This window comes from Streptomyces sp. NPDC056373 (assembly GCF_042262425.1).
Lineage (GTDB): Bacteria > Actinomycetota > Actinomycetes > Streptomycetales > Streptomycetaceae > Streptomyces.
The window spans coordinates 14,723-32,983 of the sequence record NZ_JBHJPX010000020.1 but is presented as its reverse complement, the minus strand read 5'-3'; the positions used below and the strand labels follow the sequence as shown (position 1 = coordinate 32,983).

The 18,261-nt window shown below is 69.1% G+C and carries 15 protein-coding genes and 1 pseudogene; 7 read left to right on the top strand and 9 right to left on the bottom strand.

Features of this window, described 5'->3' with window-relative positions; all coding sequences use genetic code 11:
* The first annotated feature begins 167 nt into the window (after positions 1 to 167).
* The gene (locus tag ACFCXS_RS33820; RefSeq protein ID WP_376647184.1) at positions 168 to 296 is read left to right on the top strand and encodes a hypothetical protein; all 129 of its coding nucleotides are present in this window, start codon (positions 168 to 170) and stop codon (positions 294 to 296) included.
* Positions 286 to 1,746, top strand: coding sequence for an NlpC/P60 family protein (locus ACFCXS_RS33815; protein WP_376647183.1), 1,461 nt, complete (start codon positions 286 to 288; stop codon positions 1,744 to 1,746). Before ACFCXS_RS33820 ends, ACFCXS_RS33815 begins: the two co-directional genes overlap by 11 nt.
* Before the next feature lie 150 nt (positions 1,747 to 1,896).
* On the opposite strand, the gene ACFCXS_RS33810 is transcribed toward ACFCXS_RS33815, so the two are convergent.
* The 3 genes from ACFCXS_RS33810 to ACFCXS_RS33800 form a co-directional block, all read right to left on the bottom strand.
* Entirely contained in the window at positions 1,897 to 2,286 is a 390-nt protein-coding gene (locus tag ACFCXS_RS33810) for a hypothetical protein (RefSeq protein WP_376647182.1), read from the bottom strand.
* A 254-nt stretch (positions 2,287 to 2,540) separates the two neighbouring features.
* Positions 2,541 to 3,221 carry an HAD family hydrolase gene (locus tag ACFCXS_RS33805; RefSeq protein ID WP_376647181.1) on the bottom strand — a complete coding sequence of 227 codons (681 nt, stop codon included), beginning with the start codon at positions 3,219 to 3,221 and terminating at the stop codon, positions 2,541 to 2,543.
* A 53-nt stretch (positions 3,222 to 3,274) separates the two neighbouring features.
* Positions 3,275 to 4,453, bottom strand: a complete 1,179-nt coding sequence (locus tag ACFCXS_RS33800) for an MFS transporter (RefSeq protein WP_376647279.1) — start codon at positions 4,451 to 4,453, stop codon at positions 3,275 to 3,277.
* Positions 4,454 to 4,542: 89 nt separating this feature from the next.
* Here ACFCXS_RS33800 and ACFCXS_RS33795 point away from each other — a divergent pair, with 89 nt between their 5' ends.
* From ACFCXS_RS33795 to ACFCXS_RS33785, 3 genes are all read left to right on the top strand, one after another.
* Complete coding sequence (locus ACFCXS_RS33795; RefSeq protein ID WP_376647180.1) at positions 4,543 to 5,001, top strand: winged helix-turn-helix transcriptional regulator; 459 nt, start codon at positions 4,543 to 4,545, stop codon at positions 4,999 to 5,001.
* A 76-nt stretch (positions 5,002 to 5,077) separates the two neighbouring features.
* Positions 5,078 to 6,082 carry a GlxA family transcriptional regulator gene (locus ACFCXS_RS33790; RefSeq protein ID WP_376647179.1) on the top strand — a complete coding sequence of 335 codons (1,005 nt, stop codon included), beginning with the start codon at positions 5,078 to 5,080 and terminating at the stop codon, positions 6,080 to 6,082.
* The gene (locus tag ACFCXS_RS33785; RefSeq protein WP_376647178.1) at positions 6,079 to 6,846 is read left to right on the top strand and encodes a DJ-1/PfpI family protein; all 768 of its coding nucleotides are present in this window, start codon (positions 6,079 to 6,081) and stop codon (positions 6,844 to 6,846) included. Before ACFCXS_RS33790 ends, ACFCXS_RS33785 begins: the two co-directional genes overlap by 4 nt.
* Positions 6,847 to 6,895: 49 nt before the next feature.
* On the opposite strand, the pseudogene ACFCXS_RS33780 reads toward ACFCXS_RS33785, so the two are convergent.
* The 4 genes and pseudogenes from ACFCXS_RS33780 to ACFCXS_RS33765 form a co-directional block, all read right to left on the bottom strand.
* A pseudogene (locus tag ACFCXS_RS33780) lies at positions 6,896 to 8,405 on the bottom strand (DUF4246 domain-containing protein).
* Positions 8,406 to 9,013: 608 nt separating this feature from the next.
* Positions 9,014 to 11,332: an FdhF/YdeP family oxidoreductase gene (locus tag ACFCXS_RS33775; RefSeq protein WP_376647177.1), complete on the bottom strand. Its 2,319-nt coding sequence runs from the start codon at positions 11,330 to 11,332 to the stop codon at positions 9,014 to 9,016.
* Between the two features lie 35 nt (positions 11,333 to 11,367).
* A complete protein-coding gene (locus ACFCXS_RS33770; RefSeq protein ID WP_376647176.1) occupies positions 11,368 to 11,988 on the bottom strand; it encodes an SRPBCC family protein in 621 nt (206 codons plus the stop codon).
* 248 nt (positions 11,989 to 12,236) lie between these two features.
* Positions 12,237 to 12,677, bottom strand: coding sequence for a hypothetical protein (locus ACFCXS_RS33765; RefSeq protein WP_376647175.1), 441 nt, complete (start codon positions 12,675 to 12,677; stop codon positions 12,237 to 12,239).
* A 415-nt stretch (positions 12,678 to 13,092) separates the two neighbouring features.
* On the opposite strand from ACFCXS_RS33765, the gene ACFCXS_RS33760 reads away from it, so the two are divergent.
* Entirely contained in the window at positions 13,093 to 13,458 is a 366-nt protein-coding gene (locus ACFCXS_RS33760; protein WP_376647174.1) for a hypothetical protein, read from the top strand.
* Positions 13,459 to 13,497: 39 nt separating this feature from the next.
* Here the strand turns inward: ACFCXS_RS33760 and ACFCXS_RS33755 are convergent, their stop codons facing one another.
* Together ACFCXS_RS33755 and ACFCXS_RS33750 are read right to left on the bottom strand one after the other, a co-directional pair.
* Positions 13,498 to 13,692: a hypothetical protein gene (locus ACFCXS_RS33755; RefSeq protein ID WP_376647173.1), complete on the bottom strand. Its 195-nt coding sequence runs from the start codon at positions 13,690 to 13,692 to the stop codon at positions 13,498 to 13,500.
* A 144-nt stretch (positions 13,693 to 13,836) separates the two neighbouring features.
* Positions 13,837 to 14,964: a PP2C family protein-serine/threonine phosphatase gene (locus tag ACFCXS_RS33750; RefSeq protein ID WP_376647172.1), complete on the bottom strand. Its 1,128-nt coding sequence runs from the start codon at positions 14,962 to 14,964 to the stop codon at positions 13,837 to 13,839.
* A gap of 192 nt (positions 14,965 to 15,156) precedes the next feature.
* On the opposite strand from ACFCXS_RS33750, the gene ACFCXS_RS33745 reads away from it, so the two are divergent.
* A complete protein-coding gene (locus ACFCXS_RS33745) occupies positions 15,157 to 17,826 on the top strand; it encodes a SpoIIE family protein phosphatase (protein WP_376647171.1) in 2,670 nt (889 codons plus the stop codon).
* Positions 17,827 to 18,261: the final 435 nt, after the last annotated feature.

The following is an 18,261-nucleotide window of genomic DNA, read 5'->3' as shown; positions in this document are numbered from 1 at the left end:
CGGGGCTCGCGCAGCGAGGGGCGAAGATCACAGCGGCACATCGGGCATTTCGCTCTTCGATCTTCACGGAAGACTCACAAGTTGGCTACGTTGGTCACTGTGTGCACAACTCTCACCGATGCATCGGTGGTTTGGTGTGCTCTCGGAACGGAAGGAGTGCCCTTTCCATGGCGCTGGATCGAACCTCGCACCACGGAGTGACCGACATCCCGGACAAGGCCGGCTCCCTTGCTCCGGAGGCTCTCACTGCCGTGGCCCGGCTCTCGCAGTTGGCTGGTGCCCGCGTTGGCGACTGACAGCGAAGGGCCGAGCCCCGACGAGGTGCGGCGGTACGTCGACCGGCTCTACGACCGGGCCGAGAGCGACACGGGCACCTTCAACGCGACCCGTGCCGCCGCGATCCCCCGCCAGCGAGACACGGCCGCCCGTGGCCGGTCCCAGAGCGACGCGGAGCCGGCGGGCGGAACACTGGCCCGGAAATGGTTCGACGCCGCCCGCGCCAAGCTGGGCCCGACCGTCCCGGCGTGGCACACGGGCCAGAAAGTGCCGGCCGGGCCCGACCGCGCGCCCCAGGGAGCACGCCCCGTGCGCCAGGCCGAACGTCCCGCGGAACCCCGCGCCCTCGAAGCGCCCCGGACATCCAGCGGTGCCGCATTCGACCGGACACCCACCGGTGCCGCATTGGAGCTGACCAGCGGGTCAGCTCAGGCGCCGGTCACCGAGTTCCTCCCGGAGCTCCCCGACCGGCGTGCCGCACCGGCGACGGAGGCCGAGCCCCGGCAGGACGAGCGCGCCTGGCGAGCGGGTGCGCCGTCGGCCCTCGACGCCGACATGGCGGCGTGGCCGCTGTACGAGCCCTCATCGGCGCCCGCACCGCAGCTCGGCCCGCAGTCCGCCGGGGCGCTGCTCACGGTTCCGGAGCCCACCGCTGCGCTGCCCACGATTCCGGCACCCACCACCACGCTGCCCACGATTCCGGCACCCACCACTGCGCTGCCCGCTGACCTCGCCTCCACCGCGGGTGCTCAACGGGCGGATGTTCCGGCAAACGGGGCGGAGATGTACGGCGCCGGGCAGCCGGCCGTCGCGACCGCACCGTACGCCACGGCTCCGGCAGCCGATCCCACCGCCTACTACGCCTCCGGTCCGCAGGCCGAGGTGAGCACCGCTGCCTACGGCGCCGGCCTGCCGGGCATCCCCGCGTCGGCGCTGACGGCTCCCGCGCCACCGGTGCCGACGGGACAGGTCCCCGCACTCGCCCCCACCGCGCCGTCGGTAGCTGCCGCCCCGTTCGTTCCGGACATCCCCACGCCACGTGGAACCCCCTCCGCCCCGTACGCAAGCGGTGCCTACGGCGGGTCCTGGCTCTCGCCGGACCAAGGCCACAGCACCCGGACCGAGCGGGTGATCGCTTTCGCCCGTGCGCAGATGGGTCGGCCTTGCGTATGGGGCGCGGTCGGGCCGGGGTCGTACGACGCCCCGGGTCTCACCCAGGCCGCGTGGAAGACCGCCGGTGTCACGCTTCCCCGTACCTCCCAGACCCAGTGGGGAGCGGGAGTTCACGTCTCGCTCGCTGATGCCCAGGTCGGAGACCTGGTCTTCTTCCACGACGACCTCGGTCACGTCGGCATCTGGAGCGGCGACGGCATGATGATTCACGCCCCGGGGCCGGGAGCGCTCATTCGTGAGGAGTCGGTGTTCTTCGCCGGTCGGTCGGCCGTCAAGGGCGTGATCCGCCCGGCCTGACGGCCACACCGGCCGACGTACAGTACGGGGACTAGTGAGGCGCGGGAGCGAGGGGGCGAGCTCCTCGCCTCCGAGGCGAGGAGGCTGAACAGCGCCGGGCCGTCGCCCGGACCGGGGTGAGAGCCGGCCCGAGGGCTCGTGTGCTCGGTACTACGGCGTCGCGGCGTCGCCGGTCTCCTTCGTCAGGTCGTCCAGCTTCCTCTTGGCGTCGTTGAACTCCTTGCCGAGGTCGGAGGCGGCAGGGGTCGGGGTCACGTCTTCCCACGGGGCGTCGTCGATGGCGCCCTCCACTGCATCGTCGACAGCCTGCTGGGCATCGTCGCTCGCCAGGTACTCCCTGATCGCCTCACCGGCGAGGCGCTGCAGCGTCTTGTCGTCGATGCCGTCGCAGGCTGCGGGCTTCTTGCTCGGGGTCGCGTCGTCCCCGGCGGCGACCGAGTCCCTGTTCTGGTCGTACAGGGCCTTCTTGCAGGCCTGCGGGTCCGCATGGGCTTCGGTGCCTCCGCAGGCGGTGAGCGTGGCGAGCAGCAGTGCGGTCACCGCCGTGAGTGTCGTACGCGTGCGCATGTTCCCCCCGAGTGCTGTGTGCTGACACGACATCATGCGTCCCGCGCGGGCGCCGTGCGGGGCACGTGGCCGTGTTGTGACCGGCGGCACGCCGCTTGATCAGGGGGCCGCTCGCAGACAGACTCCCCCCTCGGCGCCACAGGCCGGCGATACCGCACAGCGGTTGGGCCGTCGGCGGCCGCCCGGCAGCACAGGTCCGGACCCCTGGCAGAGCCGAGCCGGACGTGTCAGAAGAAGGGCAGGAGTTCGGTCAGGGAAGTGATGGAAGGTACGTCCGAGACGGCCGAGTCCCGGCACAGCGCACGTCCCTCATAGCCGAGCCGGATCGCCGCGGCGACCAGGTCCGGATCGTCATCCACGAACAGACACCGAGCGGGAGCGAGGCCCAGCGCGGCGCTGGCGTGGTGGTACATGCGTGGGTCCGGCTTGTTGCAGCCGAGGACGGCGGAGATCGCATAGGCCTCGAAGAACCGGCCGATCCCCAGTCCGGCGTGGAGGTCGGGCAAACCGGGCCAGGCATCGGACACCACGGCCATCCGCACCCCCCGTCGACTCAGCTCCTCCAGGGTTTCCACGACGTCCGGGTACGTCTCCAGGTACACGGCCGGGGGGACTTCGCGGCGCAGGTCGGTGAGAAGTTGCGACGTCGGGTCCACGTCGAGGTGGTGGAGCATCACACGGTGGTATTCGTCGTAGTCGGGTGTCGATGACGAGGTGGCGAAGAACTGGTCGCCCACGTCGATGGCCGCCGAGAACTGTTCCGGTGTGATCGAAGGGACATGTGCGAGGACGGTCTGTTCGAAGTCCGCTCGCGGGTTCCAGTGACCGCCGATCGGCTGCATCAGCACGCCGCCCGAGTCGAAGAGAACGGCACGGAGATCGTCGGGAGAGGCCGGCGGTGTCGTCACCCTCCCAGTCTCGTGAACCGACGCCCTCTGGTCGATCCCTTTTGAACCGGCCGCTACACGCGGGAGTACTGCCGGGACGTCCCCCCGGTGTCGCTGCGCGAGCACACCCAGACCAGAAGGGCGCAGACGGCGAAGGCGGCGCCGACGAAGCTGGAGCCGCTCCAGCCCGTGATGGCGAACACCGAGGTCGTGGCAGTCGCGCCGAGGGCCGAGCCGAGGGAGTAGAAGATCATGTAGCCGCCGATGACGCTGCTCGTGCGGTGCGGGTATGCCGAGGCGAGGAGGTGCTGGTTGCTCACGTGCACGGCCTGTACGGCGAAGTCGAGCACGAGCACGCCGACGCCGAGCAGCCACAGTGACCACGGCGCTTGACCTATGGCCAGCCATGAGGCGGTGAGGAGCACGAGCGCCCCGCCCGTCACGGCGCGGACGAATCCGGCATCGGCCCAACGGCCGGCGCGAGCGGCGCCGAGCGCGCCGGCGAGGCCCACGATCCCGAACAGGCCGATCTGTGCCGTACTGAGGTGCCACGGTGCCGACCCGAGCGGCAGCGCCAGGCCGGTCCACAGTGTGCCGAAGGAGGCGAACAAGAAGAACGCGATCAACCCTCGTAAGACGAAAAGGCGTTCGCGGAACAGCTGCGAGAGAGACGCCAGCACCTGTCGGTAGGTGAAGCGGTCGGTGCGCCGGTCGGGCGGCAGAAGTCTCATGACGAGGTGTGCCAGCGCGACCAGGAGCACGGCGAGCGCCGCATAGACGCTGCGCCAGCCCCACACCGCGGCAAGGGCGCCGGCCGCGATGCGCCCCCCGAGGATGCCGATGACGACTCCCGAGGTCACCATGCCGAGGGTGCGGCCCCGCTCGTCGGGTGGGGCCAGGGCGGCGGCGTAGGCGACCGTCGTCTGGACGACGACCGCGAAGAGACCGGCGACGGCCAGGCCGGCCAGCAACAGCCACGTGCTGGTGGCTGCCGCGGCCAGCGCCGTACCGACCGCGGCCAGTACGAGGTGACCGGCGATGAGTCTGCGCCGGTCGACCGTGTCACCCAACGGGACGAGGAGGGCCAGCCCCGCCAGATAGCCGAGCTGCCCTGCGGTGACGATCCATCCCAGGTCGGCGTCGGGCACGCCCAGGTCATCACCGACCTGGGCGAGAAGGGGCTGTCCCGCGTAGACGGTCGCGACGGCGACCGCGCAGACGACAGCGAACAGCACCCTGCGGCCAAGAGTCAGAGTCATGCACACGCCTTCGATCAGTAGCAGATTGCAACTATTGCAACGTACGGCAGAATAGTTTCGATCAGCAACTCTTTGGAGGTGTGATGCCCCGGCCGGAGATCCGTGGAGATGACGTAACCTGGACCGATCCGACCTGCCCGGTCGCCCGTACGCTGGATCTGGTCGGCGACCGGTGGAGCCTGCTCATCGTTCGCGACGCCATGGACGGCGCGCGAGCCTTCACCGACTTCCAGCAACGCACCGGCATCGCGCGCAACATCCTCACCGACCGGCTGCGCCGGCTGACCGAGCGCGGCATCCTCGACCGACAGACCGCGCCTTCCGGGAAACGGCAGGTCTACGCACTCACCCCGGCCGGGCGTGACCTCTTCACCGTGGTCGTCGCCCTGCGCCAGTGGGGCGAGCGTCACGCGTTCGCTTCCGACGAGACCCATTCGGTTCTCCTCGACGACCAGGGCCACCCACTGGCCGAGCTGCGGCCCACGAACTCGAGCGGCGCGGCGGTGGACCCGGCCACCACATCCGTGCGCAGGGAACGCTGACGACACGGAACCGAAGCCGCAACAGGACCCGCATGAAGACCTGCTTCGCTCCCACGAGACATGGTGGTATCTGGCCATGACCTCCACGCGACGCGTTCTCATCGTTGCCTACGACGATGCTCAGATCCTCGACATCGCCTGTCCCAGTGGCGCGCTGGACATCGCCAACCGCTACGGTGCGCAGCCGCGGTACGCCGTCGAGCTGGGAACCCTGGGCCGTCGGGCTGCCCGCAGTTCGGCCGGGATCACGGTGGGGGCGGGGCAGGGCCTGGAGACCGTGGCGGGTCGCCTGGACACGCTGATGGTCGTGGGCGGTATCGGCTGCGAGGACGCGGCGGCCGACGAGCGGTTGCTCGGGCAGGTTCGCCGGCTCGCCGGCCTCAGCCGGCGCGTGGTCTCGGTCTGCACCGGTGCCTACGTGCTGGCCGCGGCCGGACTTCTGGACCACCGGCGAGTGACGACCCACTGGGGATGGGGCGACCGGCTCGCCGACCGCCACCCCGCTGTGGCAGTGGACGCGAACCCCCTCTACATACGGGACGGCAACGTCTACACCTCGGCCGGCGTCACCAGCGCGCTCGACCTGACACTGGCCCTGATCGAGGACGACCACGGGCCGACGCTGGCCCGGGCAGTCGCACGGGAACTCGTGACGCATCTGCACCGCCGGGCCGATCAGGCACAGATATCCACGTTCCTGGCTGCTCCACCGCCGGATGACCGGCTCGTGCGGGATCTGACGGGCTACATGGCAGCGCACCTCTCCGAGGACCTGACCCCCACTGCCCTGGCGAGGCGGGCAGGCGTCAGCACCCGGCACCTGACACGACTCTTCCGTACATACCTCGATACGACTCCGGCCAGGGCCGTGCGCGTGGTGCGCACCGAAGCGGCGGCACACCTGGTGCAGTCCAGTGGACTCTCCCTCGCGGCGATCGCCCGCCGCTGCGGCTTCAGGTCGGCGCAGACCCTGAGACAGGCGTTCTGGGACCACTACGGCATGACGGGGGACACGATGCGCAGGATGCCGGACATCCCACCCGCGCGCGCCACGAGGCAGCAGAAGACTCCCGGTTCATGAGCAATGCGACGACACGCAGAAACGTACTGCGCGGGGCCGTGGCCACCGCCGCACTCGCCACCACGACCGCGGCACCGACCGAGGAGGCGTACGCCGCCGCCCCGGGCGGCAGCGCGGGGCCGAGCATCGGCATCCTGCTGTACGACGGCTACAGCCTGCTGGACCCCACCGGTCCGGCCGAGATCCTTTCGCGGCTGCCGGACGCGACCGTGACGATGATCGCCGAGAAGCGCGGCCCGGTCCGCACGGACACCGGAGATGTGGCCGTGGTCGCCGAACGGTCCATCGCGGACGTCGACCGCCTCGACGTCCTGCTCGTGCCGGGCGCCGGCAACCGAGGCACCATCGAGGCGATGAACAACCAGACGCTCCTGCGCTGGATCCGACGGATCCACCGGCGCACACAGTGGACGACTTCCGTCTGCACCGGGAGCATCGTCCTCGCGGCGGCAGGCCTGCTCGACGGAAGACAGGCGACGACCTACTGGGCCTCCGCCGAGTACCTCCAGTCCACGTTCGACGTGACCTACCTGCCGCAGCGCTACGTCCGCTCCGGAAACATCATCACCGCCGCCGGGGTGTCGGCGGGCTTGGACATGGCCCTGTACCTCGCGTCCCTGATCGCGGGAGAGCAGACGGCCAAGGCCATCCAGCTCGCCGTCGAGTACGACCCCCAGCCGCCCTTCGACTCCGGCAATGCCGCCGAGGCCAGTCCCGAACTGAAGGAGAGGGCATTGAAGTTGCTCGCCGCCTCCCAGGTGTGACGGTCGGCGTGAGACCTCGCCTCGACGGCAGTATCAGCGGGGGAGAGGCTCAGTGCTCGCAGAGGGAGAACTCCCGCTCGTACAGCTGCTCGTTGTGTTCGTCGACGAAGAACTTGCGCTCCTGCATGAGCTGTTCCCGGTAGCTCTTGGCCTGGGCGAGTGTCATGGTCGAGGCCGCGGACCACGGTTGCTGCGGTGGCACATCGGATGTCGAGACGATGGTTTCCGATGGGTCGACCAGGAAGAACGCGAGGATCTTGCGGTACCCCGGCCGGGTGGGATCCATGAGGCGGAATGAGCCGACCTGGTGTTGCAGGATGTTCGGGAACGCAAGGCAGCGGCCCGCTGGGGTCGAAGCCGACCCCAGCATCTGGTTCAGCGCGTCTTCGTCCTCCAGGCCGTAGACCTCACGCACGCCGTTGTCGTCGTTCTGTTCGTAACTCGGGTCGTCGAGTGCCGCCCGGAAGCTCAGCCGGCTTTCCGTGATGTTCTCGCTGTCCCAGTAGTAGATCCCGGTGGAGACGATCCGCTCGTTCAGCATTCCCTCGACATGCCACGATCCGCCGGGGTACTCGGGTTTGCCGGGGGTGAGACGGATGGTGGCGAGCTTGACGATGACCTGGAGACGGTGGCCGCACAGGTCGACTCGGGCGGCTTCATCGGGCAGCTCGGGCGGAGCGAAGGCCGGGGCGTCCGGAACGACGGGGCGGCGGTTCTCCCACCAGTCGTCATGGGCCGCTGCCCACACACGGCGGGCTTCCGCATAAGCCTCGTCATCGCTGTAGGAAGATCTGTCCGGATACTCGGGTTCCGAGTCGTACCAGCCGTAGGGATCGGCCTCGATCCGCAGCGGGCGCGGATGGCGCAGATCGGTGAGCACGTTCTCCAGCAGCGGACGCATACGTGCGAACAGGTCCGGCAGGACGGCGGCCAGTTCATGGTGAGTCTCGGGGTGGATGTTGTAGACGTACGAGCGGAAGGCGACATCGCCGTCGTCACTGACGTCGACGTCCGTGGGCAGCCACTGGAATTTCTCCGAGAACTCGTACTTCGAGTAATGGTTCGTCGGATTCTGCCAGGCACGCTCGGGCCCACCGCTCACCCCTCTCACCAGACAGAACAGTGAGGGATGAACCAGATCCAGTACCTGTCCGTCGGATCCGGGGTGCCAGTCCAGTTCTGCTTCGGGGACCTGTTCCAGAACCTGAACCGCCTTGCGCAACCGCATGCGGAGCGTGTCGTCGATTAGAGCGTCCGACTGCCACACGCCGTCTACGGCGGACACCTCGATACCCGGTTCGCTCATCTCTCAGGGCGGCGTAATGCGCGAGTTCCGCCAGCACATAGCGCACTTGCGCTTCGGTGAGGCCTTGGGAGACCGCTTCTCGCGTCCACCTCACGACGATGCCGGCATCGTTCATCCTCCCGAACCACCCCGGCTTCGACCGGATGTGTGCGCTGCACCGCATCATCTGCAGTTCCCGCAGAGTTCGCGGCGGCGTGAACGGTATGGAACGGGAAGTGTGAAACGGCAAGGGGAAAGCAGACAAGGCGGTCAATTCTTTCGGTCCTCACAGTGGGTACTCGGTGGCGGGAAGAGTACTTCAGCGGACTGACACTGCTTCCGGACCAACCCCCGTGATCGCCGCCCCGGCGAAGCTCTGGACTTGCTCAAGAGGCGCTTCAGGTGACCACGACGCCGGGCATACTGCGGGCAATCCGGGCGCAGCTCGGTGGAAGGGGGGCGTCGTGTTGATCGCATTCGTGTTGGTGGGAGTACTGGCACTCGTCACGCTGGTCACCTGGATGGTGCGCCGTGCATGGCAACGCGCTTGGGACGATCTGGGCGCGCGGGCAACCGCCTACGGGGCGGGCGCCGGGCCGGGCCCCGGAGCCTGGCCGGCCGGCAGCGGAACGCACAGCGCTACGACGTCGCACGATGCCTGCGGCCCGGTCGACCACTCATCCTGGTGGGTGGCAGGTGGGAGCGAAGGCACTACGAGTGGCTGTTCCAGCGGCACGTCCTCATCGTGCGGGAACAGCTCGTCGTCCTGCGGGAGCAGTTCCGCATCGTGCGGAAGCAGTTCGTCGTCCTGCGGGAGCAGCTTATCCTCATGTGGAAGCAGTTCGTCGTCCTGCAGCAGTTCCTGCTGACCGCAGCCACGACTCAACGCCGACCGGTGTGTCGAACTCCCCGGTCGGCAGTGGACTCGAGCCGCACGACGATGCCCTTGGACGTGGGCTGGTTGCTGATGTCGGCGACGCTGTCCAGCGGCACCAGCACGTTCGTCTCCGGGTAGTAGGCGGCGGCCGAGCCCTTGGCGGCAGGGTAGGGCACGACTTCGAAGTTCTCGGCCCGGCGCTCGGAACCGTCCGCCCAGACGCTCACCAGGTCGACGTGATCGCCCTGGGCGAGGCCGAGTTCGGCCAGGTCGGCCGGGTTGACGAGCACGACGTGACGGCTTCCGTGGATCCCCCGATAGCGGTCGTTGTCGGAGTAGGGCACGGTGTTCCACTGGTCGTGCGAGCGCAGCGTCTGCAACAGCAGGTGCCCCTCGGGTGCCCGGGGGACCACGCGCTCGTTGCAGGTGAACAGGGCCTTGCCGACCTTGTTGTTGAAGACGCCCTCGTTGACCGGGTTGGGCAGTTGGAAGCCCCCCGGGCGGGTCACCCGTGCGTTGAAGTCGTGGAAGCCCGGCACGATGCGGGAGATGCGGTCGCGGATGGTGCCGTAGTCTCCCTCGAACTCGTCCCAGGGGATGTCCGCCTTGCCGTCCAGGGTGCGGCGAGCGAGCCGGCACAGGATGGCGACCTCGCTGAGCAGTAGCCGGGAGGCCGGCTCCAGGCGGCCCTGGGAGGTGTGCACCTCGCTCATGGAGTTCTCGACGGTGACGAACTGCTCGCCGTCGGCCTGCACGTCACGCTCGGTGCGCCCGAGGGTCGGCAGGATCAGCGCCGTGTCGCCGCACACCGTGTGCGAGCGGTTGAGCTTGGTGGAGATATGGGCGGTCAGCCGGCACGAGCGCATCGCCTTCTCGGTGACCTCGCTGTCGGGAGCAGCGCGGACGAAATTGCCCGCCAGCGCGAGAAAGACCTTGACGCGGCCCTCGCGCATCGCCTTGATCGAGTTCACCGAGTCCAGGCCGTGCGGACGCGGCGGATCGAAGCCGAACTCCTTCTGCAAGGCGTCCAGGAAGGTGTCGGGCATCTGCTCCCAGATACCCATGGTGCGGTCGCCCTGGACGTTGCTGTGGCCGCGCACCGGGCAGGCACCGGTGCCGGCGCGCCCCAGATTGCCGCGCAGCATCAGGAAGTTGACGATCTCCCGGATGGTGGGCACACCGTGCTTGTGCTGGGTGATGCCCATCGCCCAGCAGACGACGACACGTTCACTGTTCACAACCTCGTCGCGGACCTTCTCGATCTCCTCGCGGGTCAGGCCGGTCGCCGTGCGGACGTCGTCCCAGTCGACAGCCCGGGCATGCTGGGCGAACTCCTCGAAGCCGGTGGTGTGGGCATCGATGAAGTCGTGGTCCAGGACGCTGCCGGGCCGGGCGTCCTCGGCCTCCAGCAGCAGCCGGTTGAGGGCCTGGAACAGGGCGAGGTCGCCGCCCGGCTTGATGTGCAGGAAGCGGTCGGCGATCTGGGTGCCGCGTCCTAGGATCCCGCGCGGTTTCTGCGGGTTCTTGAAGCGTCGCAGCCCGGCCTCCGGCAGCGGGTTGACCGCTACGATCCGGCCGCCGCCGCGCTTGGCCTCCTCCAGCGCGCTGAGCTGACGCGGGTGGTTGGTACCGGGGTTCTGCCCGACGAGGAAGATCAGATCGGCGTGGTGGAGGTCGTCGAGGCTGACGGTGCCCTTGCCGGTGCCCAGGGTCTCGCTCAGGGCGAAGCCGCTGGACTCGTGGCACATGTTGCTGCAGTCGGGGAGGTTGTTGGTGCCGAAGGCGCGGGCGAAGAGCTGCAGGACGAAGGCGGCCTCGTTGCCGGCGCGGCCCGAAGTGTAGAAAACGGCCTCGTCGGGGGAGGCCAGGTCCGTGAGTTCCCGCGCGAGGACGCCCAGGGCGTCGTTCCAGCCGATGGGCTCGTAGTGCTCGGAGCCCGGCCGCTTGATCATCGGCTCGGTGAGTCGGCCCTGCTGGTTGAGCCACTTGTCGGAGCGGGCGGCGAGGTCGGAGACGCTGTGCTCACGGAAGAAGCCGGCGGTGATCCGGCGCGTGGTGGCCTCGTCGTTGATGTGCTTGGCGCCGTTCTCGCAGTACTCGTTGCGCTGGCGCCGGCCCGGGGCCGGGTCCGCCCACGCGCAACCGGGGCAGTCGATCCCGCCCACCTGATTCATGGTCAGCAGATCCACGCCGGTCTTGCGCGGGGAGGTCTGCTCCAGGGAGTACTCCAGCGCGTGCACGACGGCGGGGACTCCGGCTGCCCACTTCTTCGGCGGTGTCACGGAGAGGCTGGTCTCCGGCTCCTCGCCGGGCGGGTTCTGCATCGGTTCGCCTTTCTCTTGCCGTGTGCGCACGCCGGTCAGCCGACGGGCCACTGGGCCACGCGGCTCCTGGGCGGTTCCGGGTGATCGTGCTGCACGCGGCCGTTGCGGATGGTGCCGCGCCAGGCCCCGCCCTCCTGCCCCACTCCCTCGATGAACTGCTTGAACTTCACGAGTTCGCCCCGCACCAGACGGGCGGTCAGCCGGGCTGCCCAGGACGAGCGGTTGAGGATCCTCGCGGCTCCCCGCGGTTCCAGGAGCAGCCGGACAGTGATGGCGGTCCCACCGGACTTCGTCGGCCTGAACTCCATCTCGCCCTGGTGGGAAGGGTGCTGCTCCAGAGCGCGCCACGCCAGGTAGGCATCGGGGTCCTGCTCCACGATCTCGACGGCGAAGCGGTGGCGCAGGAGGCCGTAGCCGATGGTCCAGGCGGTCACGGTCGGCCTGATCTGATCGACGCCGCGCACCACGGTCGAGAAGCGCGGGAACGTCTTGAACTGCGTCCACTGGTTGTACGCCGTCCGCACCGGCACCGCGACGTCGACCGTCTCCTCGACGTGCCGTTCCCGCAGAGGACGGCGGCGCGTCACGCCGTCGCCCTCCGTGCGCGTCCTCGGCGTGCTCGGCACGGCCTGCCGAGTGTCGTCTTCGTGCGCCATCGTGCTCTCTCTTCCGGTGCGGGAGCCGGGCGTCCGGACATCCGGCCCACCCTCGCGCGCGTCAGGGCTGCTCTCCCAGTTCCCACCCCGCGCACTTCAAGTCCCCCGACTCCGGCGAATCCCGCGGTCATTGCGACAAGTGCGCCGCCACTTGCCTGTCCTGGCCGCTTGGGCGTGGCCGGTCCATGTGCACGCCCGGCCGGCGCAGGCCACGATCTCCTGCGCCGGCCTACGGCGGCGATCTCCGGTCAGGTGCAGTTGCCGTTGTCCGAGTTGAAGTAGATGTCGAACGAGCCGCTCCACGTCAGGCACTGCCCGTCGTCGGGGACGTCCTTGTAGACCGGGCCCGCGTAGCTGCTGTAGGAGCCGGAGTCCTTGGCCTCACCGCTGCTGTAGGGCCAGGTGTCCAGTGTGACCTCCATGAAGGCGCGGGGGCCGGCGTTGGTGCGCACGGTGACCGCGCAGACCTTGCCGGCGCTGCTGTTGTAGGTCACGAACGTGGTGGCGGGGACGGTGGACTGCGATGAGTGGATCGGCGTGGCCCGGATGACGTCGTATCCGGTGCCGCACGCGCCGTTGTAGCGAGTGGGCGTGGCAGCCGAGGCCGGTGCGGTGGCGGCGAGTGTCCCGCCCACGGCGAGGACGGTCAGGGCGGCGGCGGTGGCTGCCTTGCGGCGGGTCGACTTCATGATGTTCCCCCGGTTGTGGTTCGAGTCGGTGCGTCTCGGACGGCGGTCGTCGCCGTCCACGCATCATGAGACCCGGGGTGCTCACCGATGGTTGTGGAGCGCTTCGTCACTGTCCTGTCACCAGTGTCACAGCGGGGCGAGGCCGGCCCGCACCGAATTCGATCCCTCTCATGGAGCCCGTGCGCGCCGGGGCTCCGGGTCCCTTCTGCCGAGTCGGCCTGATCCCTCCCGAGCCGAATCACCGTCCCGGACGGCTTGTCGGTTGGTCGGCCGCCGACGAAGTCGTCCGATCCCTGACATCTGTCAGGACCGTTCCCGACCGCGACCTCCTAGCCTTTCGTGCACCAGTGAGACACGCCGGCCTGCCGACCTCACCCGCGTGCTGACGACGGCAGCCAGGAGACGGGGGACCACCATGCGACTTCACCTGCGAGCCCGAGCCGCAGCGCTCACCATCGCCGCCGCAATCGGGAGCTTGGGCTTGATCGCGCCCACGGCCTCCGCGGGCGCCCAGCACCAGTGCACGCTCGAGGTGAATGCCCATTACTGTTACAACGTGTACGCCGCGAAGGTGTATGACAAATTCGACGGCACCGGCAAAGTCGTCGGATACATGTACACCACCTACAGCTGGTTCAGTTGCCGGCTCGACAACGGCGGCTATGTAGGCGGCCCGCACCCGAACCGCTGGCTGCTGACGAAGGCGGACAACGGAGTCTGGGGATGGATAAAGGACACGTCCGTCAGCTCCGAGACCGACCCGCTGATCCGCTGCAACTGACACCGACCACTTCCGGGGGCGGGCTCGCTGCAGGTCCAGTCACTCGTGCCCGTGCTGCCCGGCACGTCCCTCGAAGTCCCGGCGCACTGCCGCACCTTCATCTTCGATCAGTCCCTCCCCATCGGGAAGGTCCAGAAGCGTGCCGCAGTGGCTGCACAGCTTGCCGTTCTCGGCGGGCGTACCGCATGCCTCGCAGAACCGGTTGCCCTTCCCGTTCTCTGTCCCCTGCGTCATGACTCTCCGAATGCAGCTTGGAAGTATCGGCTTGGGAAGCGGGGTACCCATGCCGTCGACGTCGATTCCGTGACCGTCCGCACGGCGGCGGCCCAGCCGCCCCGAGCACAGGCCGCGCCGAGACGGCCTCGCCGAGACCAGGATTCAGCCCTCGGCGCCGACGACCCCGCGATCCGGCAGGGTGGTGCGTCTCAGCGCGAGGGCCGCGATGTCGTCGTCGAGCCTTCCGCCGCTGTGCCGGAGCAGATCAAGGTGCAGCTGGTCCAGCAATTCGCGGGGGTGCGCCTGGTCCTGCCGCCGCATCCAGTCCGACAACGGGAAGAACCGGCCCGTGTGGTCCCGGGTCTCCGATACGCCGTCCGTGTAGAGCAGCAACTGCTCACCCGGGGCGAAGGCGACGATGTCGACCCAGTAGCGGTCACCGATGATCGATGCGAGGTTGAGGGGCGGGGAGGGGACGGTGGGCTCCAGGACCCGGACCTTCCCGGAATGCGCGATCAGCGGTGGGGGATGCCCGCAGTTGAGAAGCCGCAGCCGGCCGCCGCCGTGCGGGATCTCGGCGAGGAGAGCGGTGGCGAAGTGCTCGGGCTGGTCCTGGACGGGAAAGGCGGCGCTGTGGCGCGTGACGGTGGTCTCCAGGCGGTGGACGATGCCCTGCAGGTCGGGCTCGTCGTAGGCGGCCTCCCTGAAACAGCTGATCACCGCCGAGGCAGCCCCCACCGCCGACAGGCCTTTGCCCCGTACGTCTCCGATGAGCAGCCGGACCCCGTGCGGTGTGCCGATCGCCTCGTAGAAATCGCCGCCGATCCGCGCTTGTTCCTGAGCTGCCAGATAGAGCGACTCGATCTCGACGCCTGCGATGCGGCGTGGCAACGGGCGCAGCAGTACCTTCTGGGCCGCGTCGGCCACGAGCCGGACCTGGAAGAGCGTCTCCTCCCGCTGGAGCCGGACGTGGCTGCCGTACGCGGCGGCCAAGGTGACCGCGATGATCGCGGCCGAGGTGTACGGCGTCCCCAGATCGGTGTAGAAGAAGCTGAGGATGATCATGAGCGCGAGGCAGAAGGCGCCCAGCGCCAACGTGGGGAGCACGGGCCACATGGCGGCCGCGAGGGCGGGCGCGACGGGCAGAAGGCGGCTGAAAGCGATCTCCCTGGGGGTGGAGAACGCCAGGCCGGCGATGAGGACGGTCAGCACCAGGGGCGCCAGCCGGGCAGCTTCCCATCGGCCGCTGTAGGCGGGGCGACGGCGCCACGGCCGTGCAGACATGATCACAAAAGTATCTTATCGGTCAAATCGGGCGCAGGGTGTCGAAGGATCACGCGTGCAGGGGGATGCGCGGTGGACGGCCAGGTGCCGAGGAGGGGCGAGGCGACGCGGCGCACGACCGCGCACACGCCCCAGGTCGGCCGAACGGGGATCGGGCGCGCCCTGGCCACTCGGGATCACCGGTGTTAGAAAGGTCGCATGGCGAGACTTTTCGCCCGACTTCGACGCCTGTCGGTCAAGCGTCTGATCAGCAAGAGCACGCGGACTGTAGCCGGGCAGGTGCTGGTTTTCCAGGTGGCCCTGGTGGTGCTGCTCGTAGCCTGCGGCGTCGTCGCTCTCATCCTGCAGTCGGAACGGGACAGCAGCGCCGAGGCCAGGCGCCGCTCCACGGCTGTGGCGCAGACCTTCGCGCACTCGCCGGGTGTCCTGGCGGCATTGCAGACCCCGGATCCCAGCAAGATTCTCCAGCCGCTCACGGAGGCGGCACGCCGGGCCGCCGACGTCGACTTCATCGTGGTCATGGACACCACCGGCGTCCGGTACACGCACCCCTTGCCGGACCGCATCGGAAAGCGGTTCGTGGGTGAGATCGGGCCGCCACTGGCAGGGAAGGTCTTCGTGGAGAGCGTCGACGGCCCGCTCGGTCGCGAGGTGCAGGCCACGGTCCCGATCAAAGGCGCCGACAACAAGGTGGTGGCCCTCGTCTCGGCGGGGATGAAGGTCACGAACGTCGAAAGCCAGTTGAACCAGCAACTGCCGATCATCCTGGGTGCGGGGGCGGGAGCGCTCGCGTTGTCGGCGGCAGTGACGGCACTGGTGGGCCGGCGGCTGCGACGGCAGACACACAGCCTCGCCCCGGGCGAGATGGCCCTGATGTACGAGCACCACGACACGGTGCTTCATTCCGTCCGGGAAGGGGTGCTGATCGTGGCCGCCGACGGGCGGCTGATGCTGGCGAACGACGAAGCCAGACGATTGCTGGAGCTGCCCCCGGACATCGAGGGGCGGCTCGTCCCGGACCTGCCGGGCCTCGATCCCGAGATGAAGGCGCTGCTCGCCTCCGGGCGCGAGGCGACCGACGAGGTGCACCTCGCGGGAGAGCGGTTGCTCGCGGTCAACCAGCGGCCCACAGGGCGTGAGGGAGGGCCCAGGGAAACCGTGGTGACACTGCGCGACTCCACCGAGCTGCAGGCGGTGACGGGCAGGGCGGAGGTGGCACGGGAGCGGCTCAGGCTGCTGTACGACGCCGGACTCCACATCGGTACCTCCCTGGACGTGCTGCGCACCGCCGACGAGCTGGCGCGAGTCCCCATTCCCCGCTTCGCGGACTTCGTCACCGTGGACCTGGCCGACGCCGTCCTGCACGGCGAGGAGCCGGCCCCCACCGGGACGGCCATGCGACGCGCGGCCGTGTCCGGCATCGTGGACAACCATCCGCTCACCGAACAGGGCCGGCTCTTCGACTACCTCCCCTCCACGCCGCAGGCGCGCGGTTACGGCAGCGGCCGCTCCCAGCTGGTGAGCGATCTGCCGACCGCCACGGGCTGGCGTGTGCAGGATCCGGAGCGGGCCAAGGCGATCATCGACTACGGCATCCAGTCCCTCATCACAGCACCCATCCAGGCCCGTGGCGTCGTGCTGGGCATGGCCACCTTCTGGCGCACGCAGCAGCATGAGCGCTTCAACGAGGAGGACGTGTCGCTGGCGGAGGAGTTGGTGGCCCGCGCCGCGATAAGCATCGACAACGCCCGCCGTTACACCCGCGAGCACGCCCTGGCGGTCACCCTCCAGCGCAGCCTGTTGCCGCAGGCCATGCCTGAGCAGAACGCCCTCGACATCGCCTACCGCTACCTCCCCGCGCAGTCGGGCGTGGGCGGCGACTGGTTCGACGTGATTCCCATGCCGGGCAGCCGGGTCGCACTGGCCGTCGGCGATGTGGTCGGCCACGGCCTCCACGCCGCCGCCACGATGGGACGGCTGCGTACCGCCGTGCACAACTTCTCCGCCCTCGACCTGCCCCCCGACGAGCTGCTGAGCCATCTGGACGACCTGGTCGGAAGCATCGACCAGAGCGAGGCCGCGGAGAGTGCGGCGGGCGTCGTGGGCGCCACCTGTCTGTACGGGATCTACGACCCCGTGACGCGCCGCTACGTCATGGCGCGGGCAGGGCATCTGGCGCCCGCGCTGGTCCGGCCCGACGGAACCGTCACCTTCCCGGAAGTGCCCGCCGGTCCACCGCTGGGGCTCGGCGGCATGCCGTTCCGGACCGCGGAGCTGTGCCTCGACGAGGGAACGCAGCTCGTCCTGTACACCGACGGTCTCATCGAGGACCGCAGGCGCGATCTGGACGTGGGAATGGAGCTGCTGCGCGAGGCGCTCGCCGGCAAGCCCGGCCGGCCACCGGAGGAGACCTGCCAGGACGTGCTGGACAGTGTGCTTCCCGGCCGCCCCAAGGACGACGTCGCCCTGCTCGTCGCCCGTACGCGGCAACTGCCACCCGACCGGGTCGCCGACTGGGACGTGCCACCGGACCCCGCCGCCGTCGCGAGGATGCGCGAGGCCGTGTCCCGAAGGCTCGAAGCCTGGGGCCTGTCGGAGCTCGGCTTCACCATGGAGCTCATCCTGAGCGAGCTCATCACCAACGCCATCCGCTACGGCTCCGGACCGATCCACGTACGGCTGATCCGCGACCGCACGCTGATCTGCGAGGTCGCCGACAGCAGCAGCACCTCACCCCATCTGCGCTACGCCGCGACGACCGATGAGGGTGGCCGGGGCCTGTTCCTGGTGTCTCAGATGGCCGAGCGCTGGGGCACCCGGTACACCCCACAGGGAAAGGTGATCTGGGCCGAACAGGCTCTGGCCTAGGCCGTGTTCGAGATCCCTGACCGGCTCCGGCCGCGACTGTTCGGGGACAGACCGTTCGCTGCGCAGCGGCTTGCTGCCGCCGGGTTCATGGGGTGGTGGCGTACTCCACGCGGGTTGGTGCACATGATTCCGCCGCCTACGCCCTGGAGCGCCGAGTCGAGTACGTCACCGCCGTCCTCGACGACCTCGGTGCTGACCGAGCTGCGATCTGGGGCTGATCGAAGGGTGCGTTGACCGCCCTTGGAGCGGCGCTTTATGCGCCCGAGCGGTGCACCCGGGTCACCGCCGGCTCCTGGAATCCCGTGGACGGCTTCACCTCCGCACGCCGAAGTCATGCCACACCTCCTGCGCTTCCTTGCCGCTGCATGAGGTGATCAACCGGGTGTGCGCCGCGGCCGGGGCAAGTGCTCTGCCATCAGGCCAAGTTGCGCCGAT

Coding starts and splice junctions, on each gene's coding strand:
- ACFCXS_RS33790 (WP_376647179.1), top strand. CDS start 5,078: ATGACCTCCACGCGACGCGTTCTCATCGTTGCCTACGACGATGCTCAG.
- ACFCXS_RS33745 (WP_376647171.1), top strand. CDS start 15,157: ATGGCGAGACTTTTCGCCCGACTTCGACGCCTGTCGGTCAAGCGTCTG.
- ACFCXS_RS33765 (WP_376647175.1), bottom strand. CDS start 12,677: ATGAAGTCGACCCGCCGCAAGGCAGCCACCGCCGCCGCCCTGACCGTC.
- ACFCXS_RS33775 (WP_376647177.1), bottom strand. CDS start 11,332: ATGCAGAACCCGCCCGGCGAGGAGCCGGAGACCAGCCTCTCCGTGACA.
- ACFCXS_RS33785 (WP_376647178.1), top strand. CDS start 6,079: ATGAGCAATGCGACGACACGCAGAAACGTACTGCGCGGGGCCGTGGCC.
- ACFCXS_RS33820 (WP_376647184.1), top strand. CDS start 168: ATGGCGCTGGATCGAACCTCGCACCACGGAGTGACCGACATCCCGGAC.
- ACFCXS_RS33760 (WP_376647174.1), top strand. CDS start 13,093: ATGCGACTTCACCTGCGAGCCCGAGCCGCAGCGCTCACCATCGCCGCC.
- ACFCXS_RS33770 (WP_376647176.1), bottom strand. CDS start 11,988: ATGGCGCACGAAGACGACACTCGGCAGGCCGTGCCGAGCACGCCGAGG.
- ACFCXS_RS33795 (WP_376647180.1), top strand. CDS start 4,543: ATGCCCCGGCCGGAGATCCGTGGAGATGACGTAACCTGGACCGATCCG.
- ACFCXS_RS33755 (WP_376647173.1), bottom strand. CDS start 13,692: ATGACGCAGGGGACAGAGAACGGGAAGGGCAACCGGTTCTGCGAGGCA.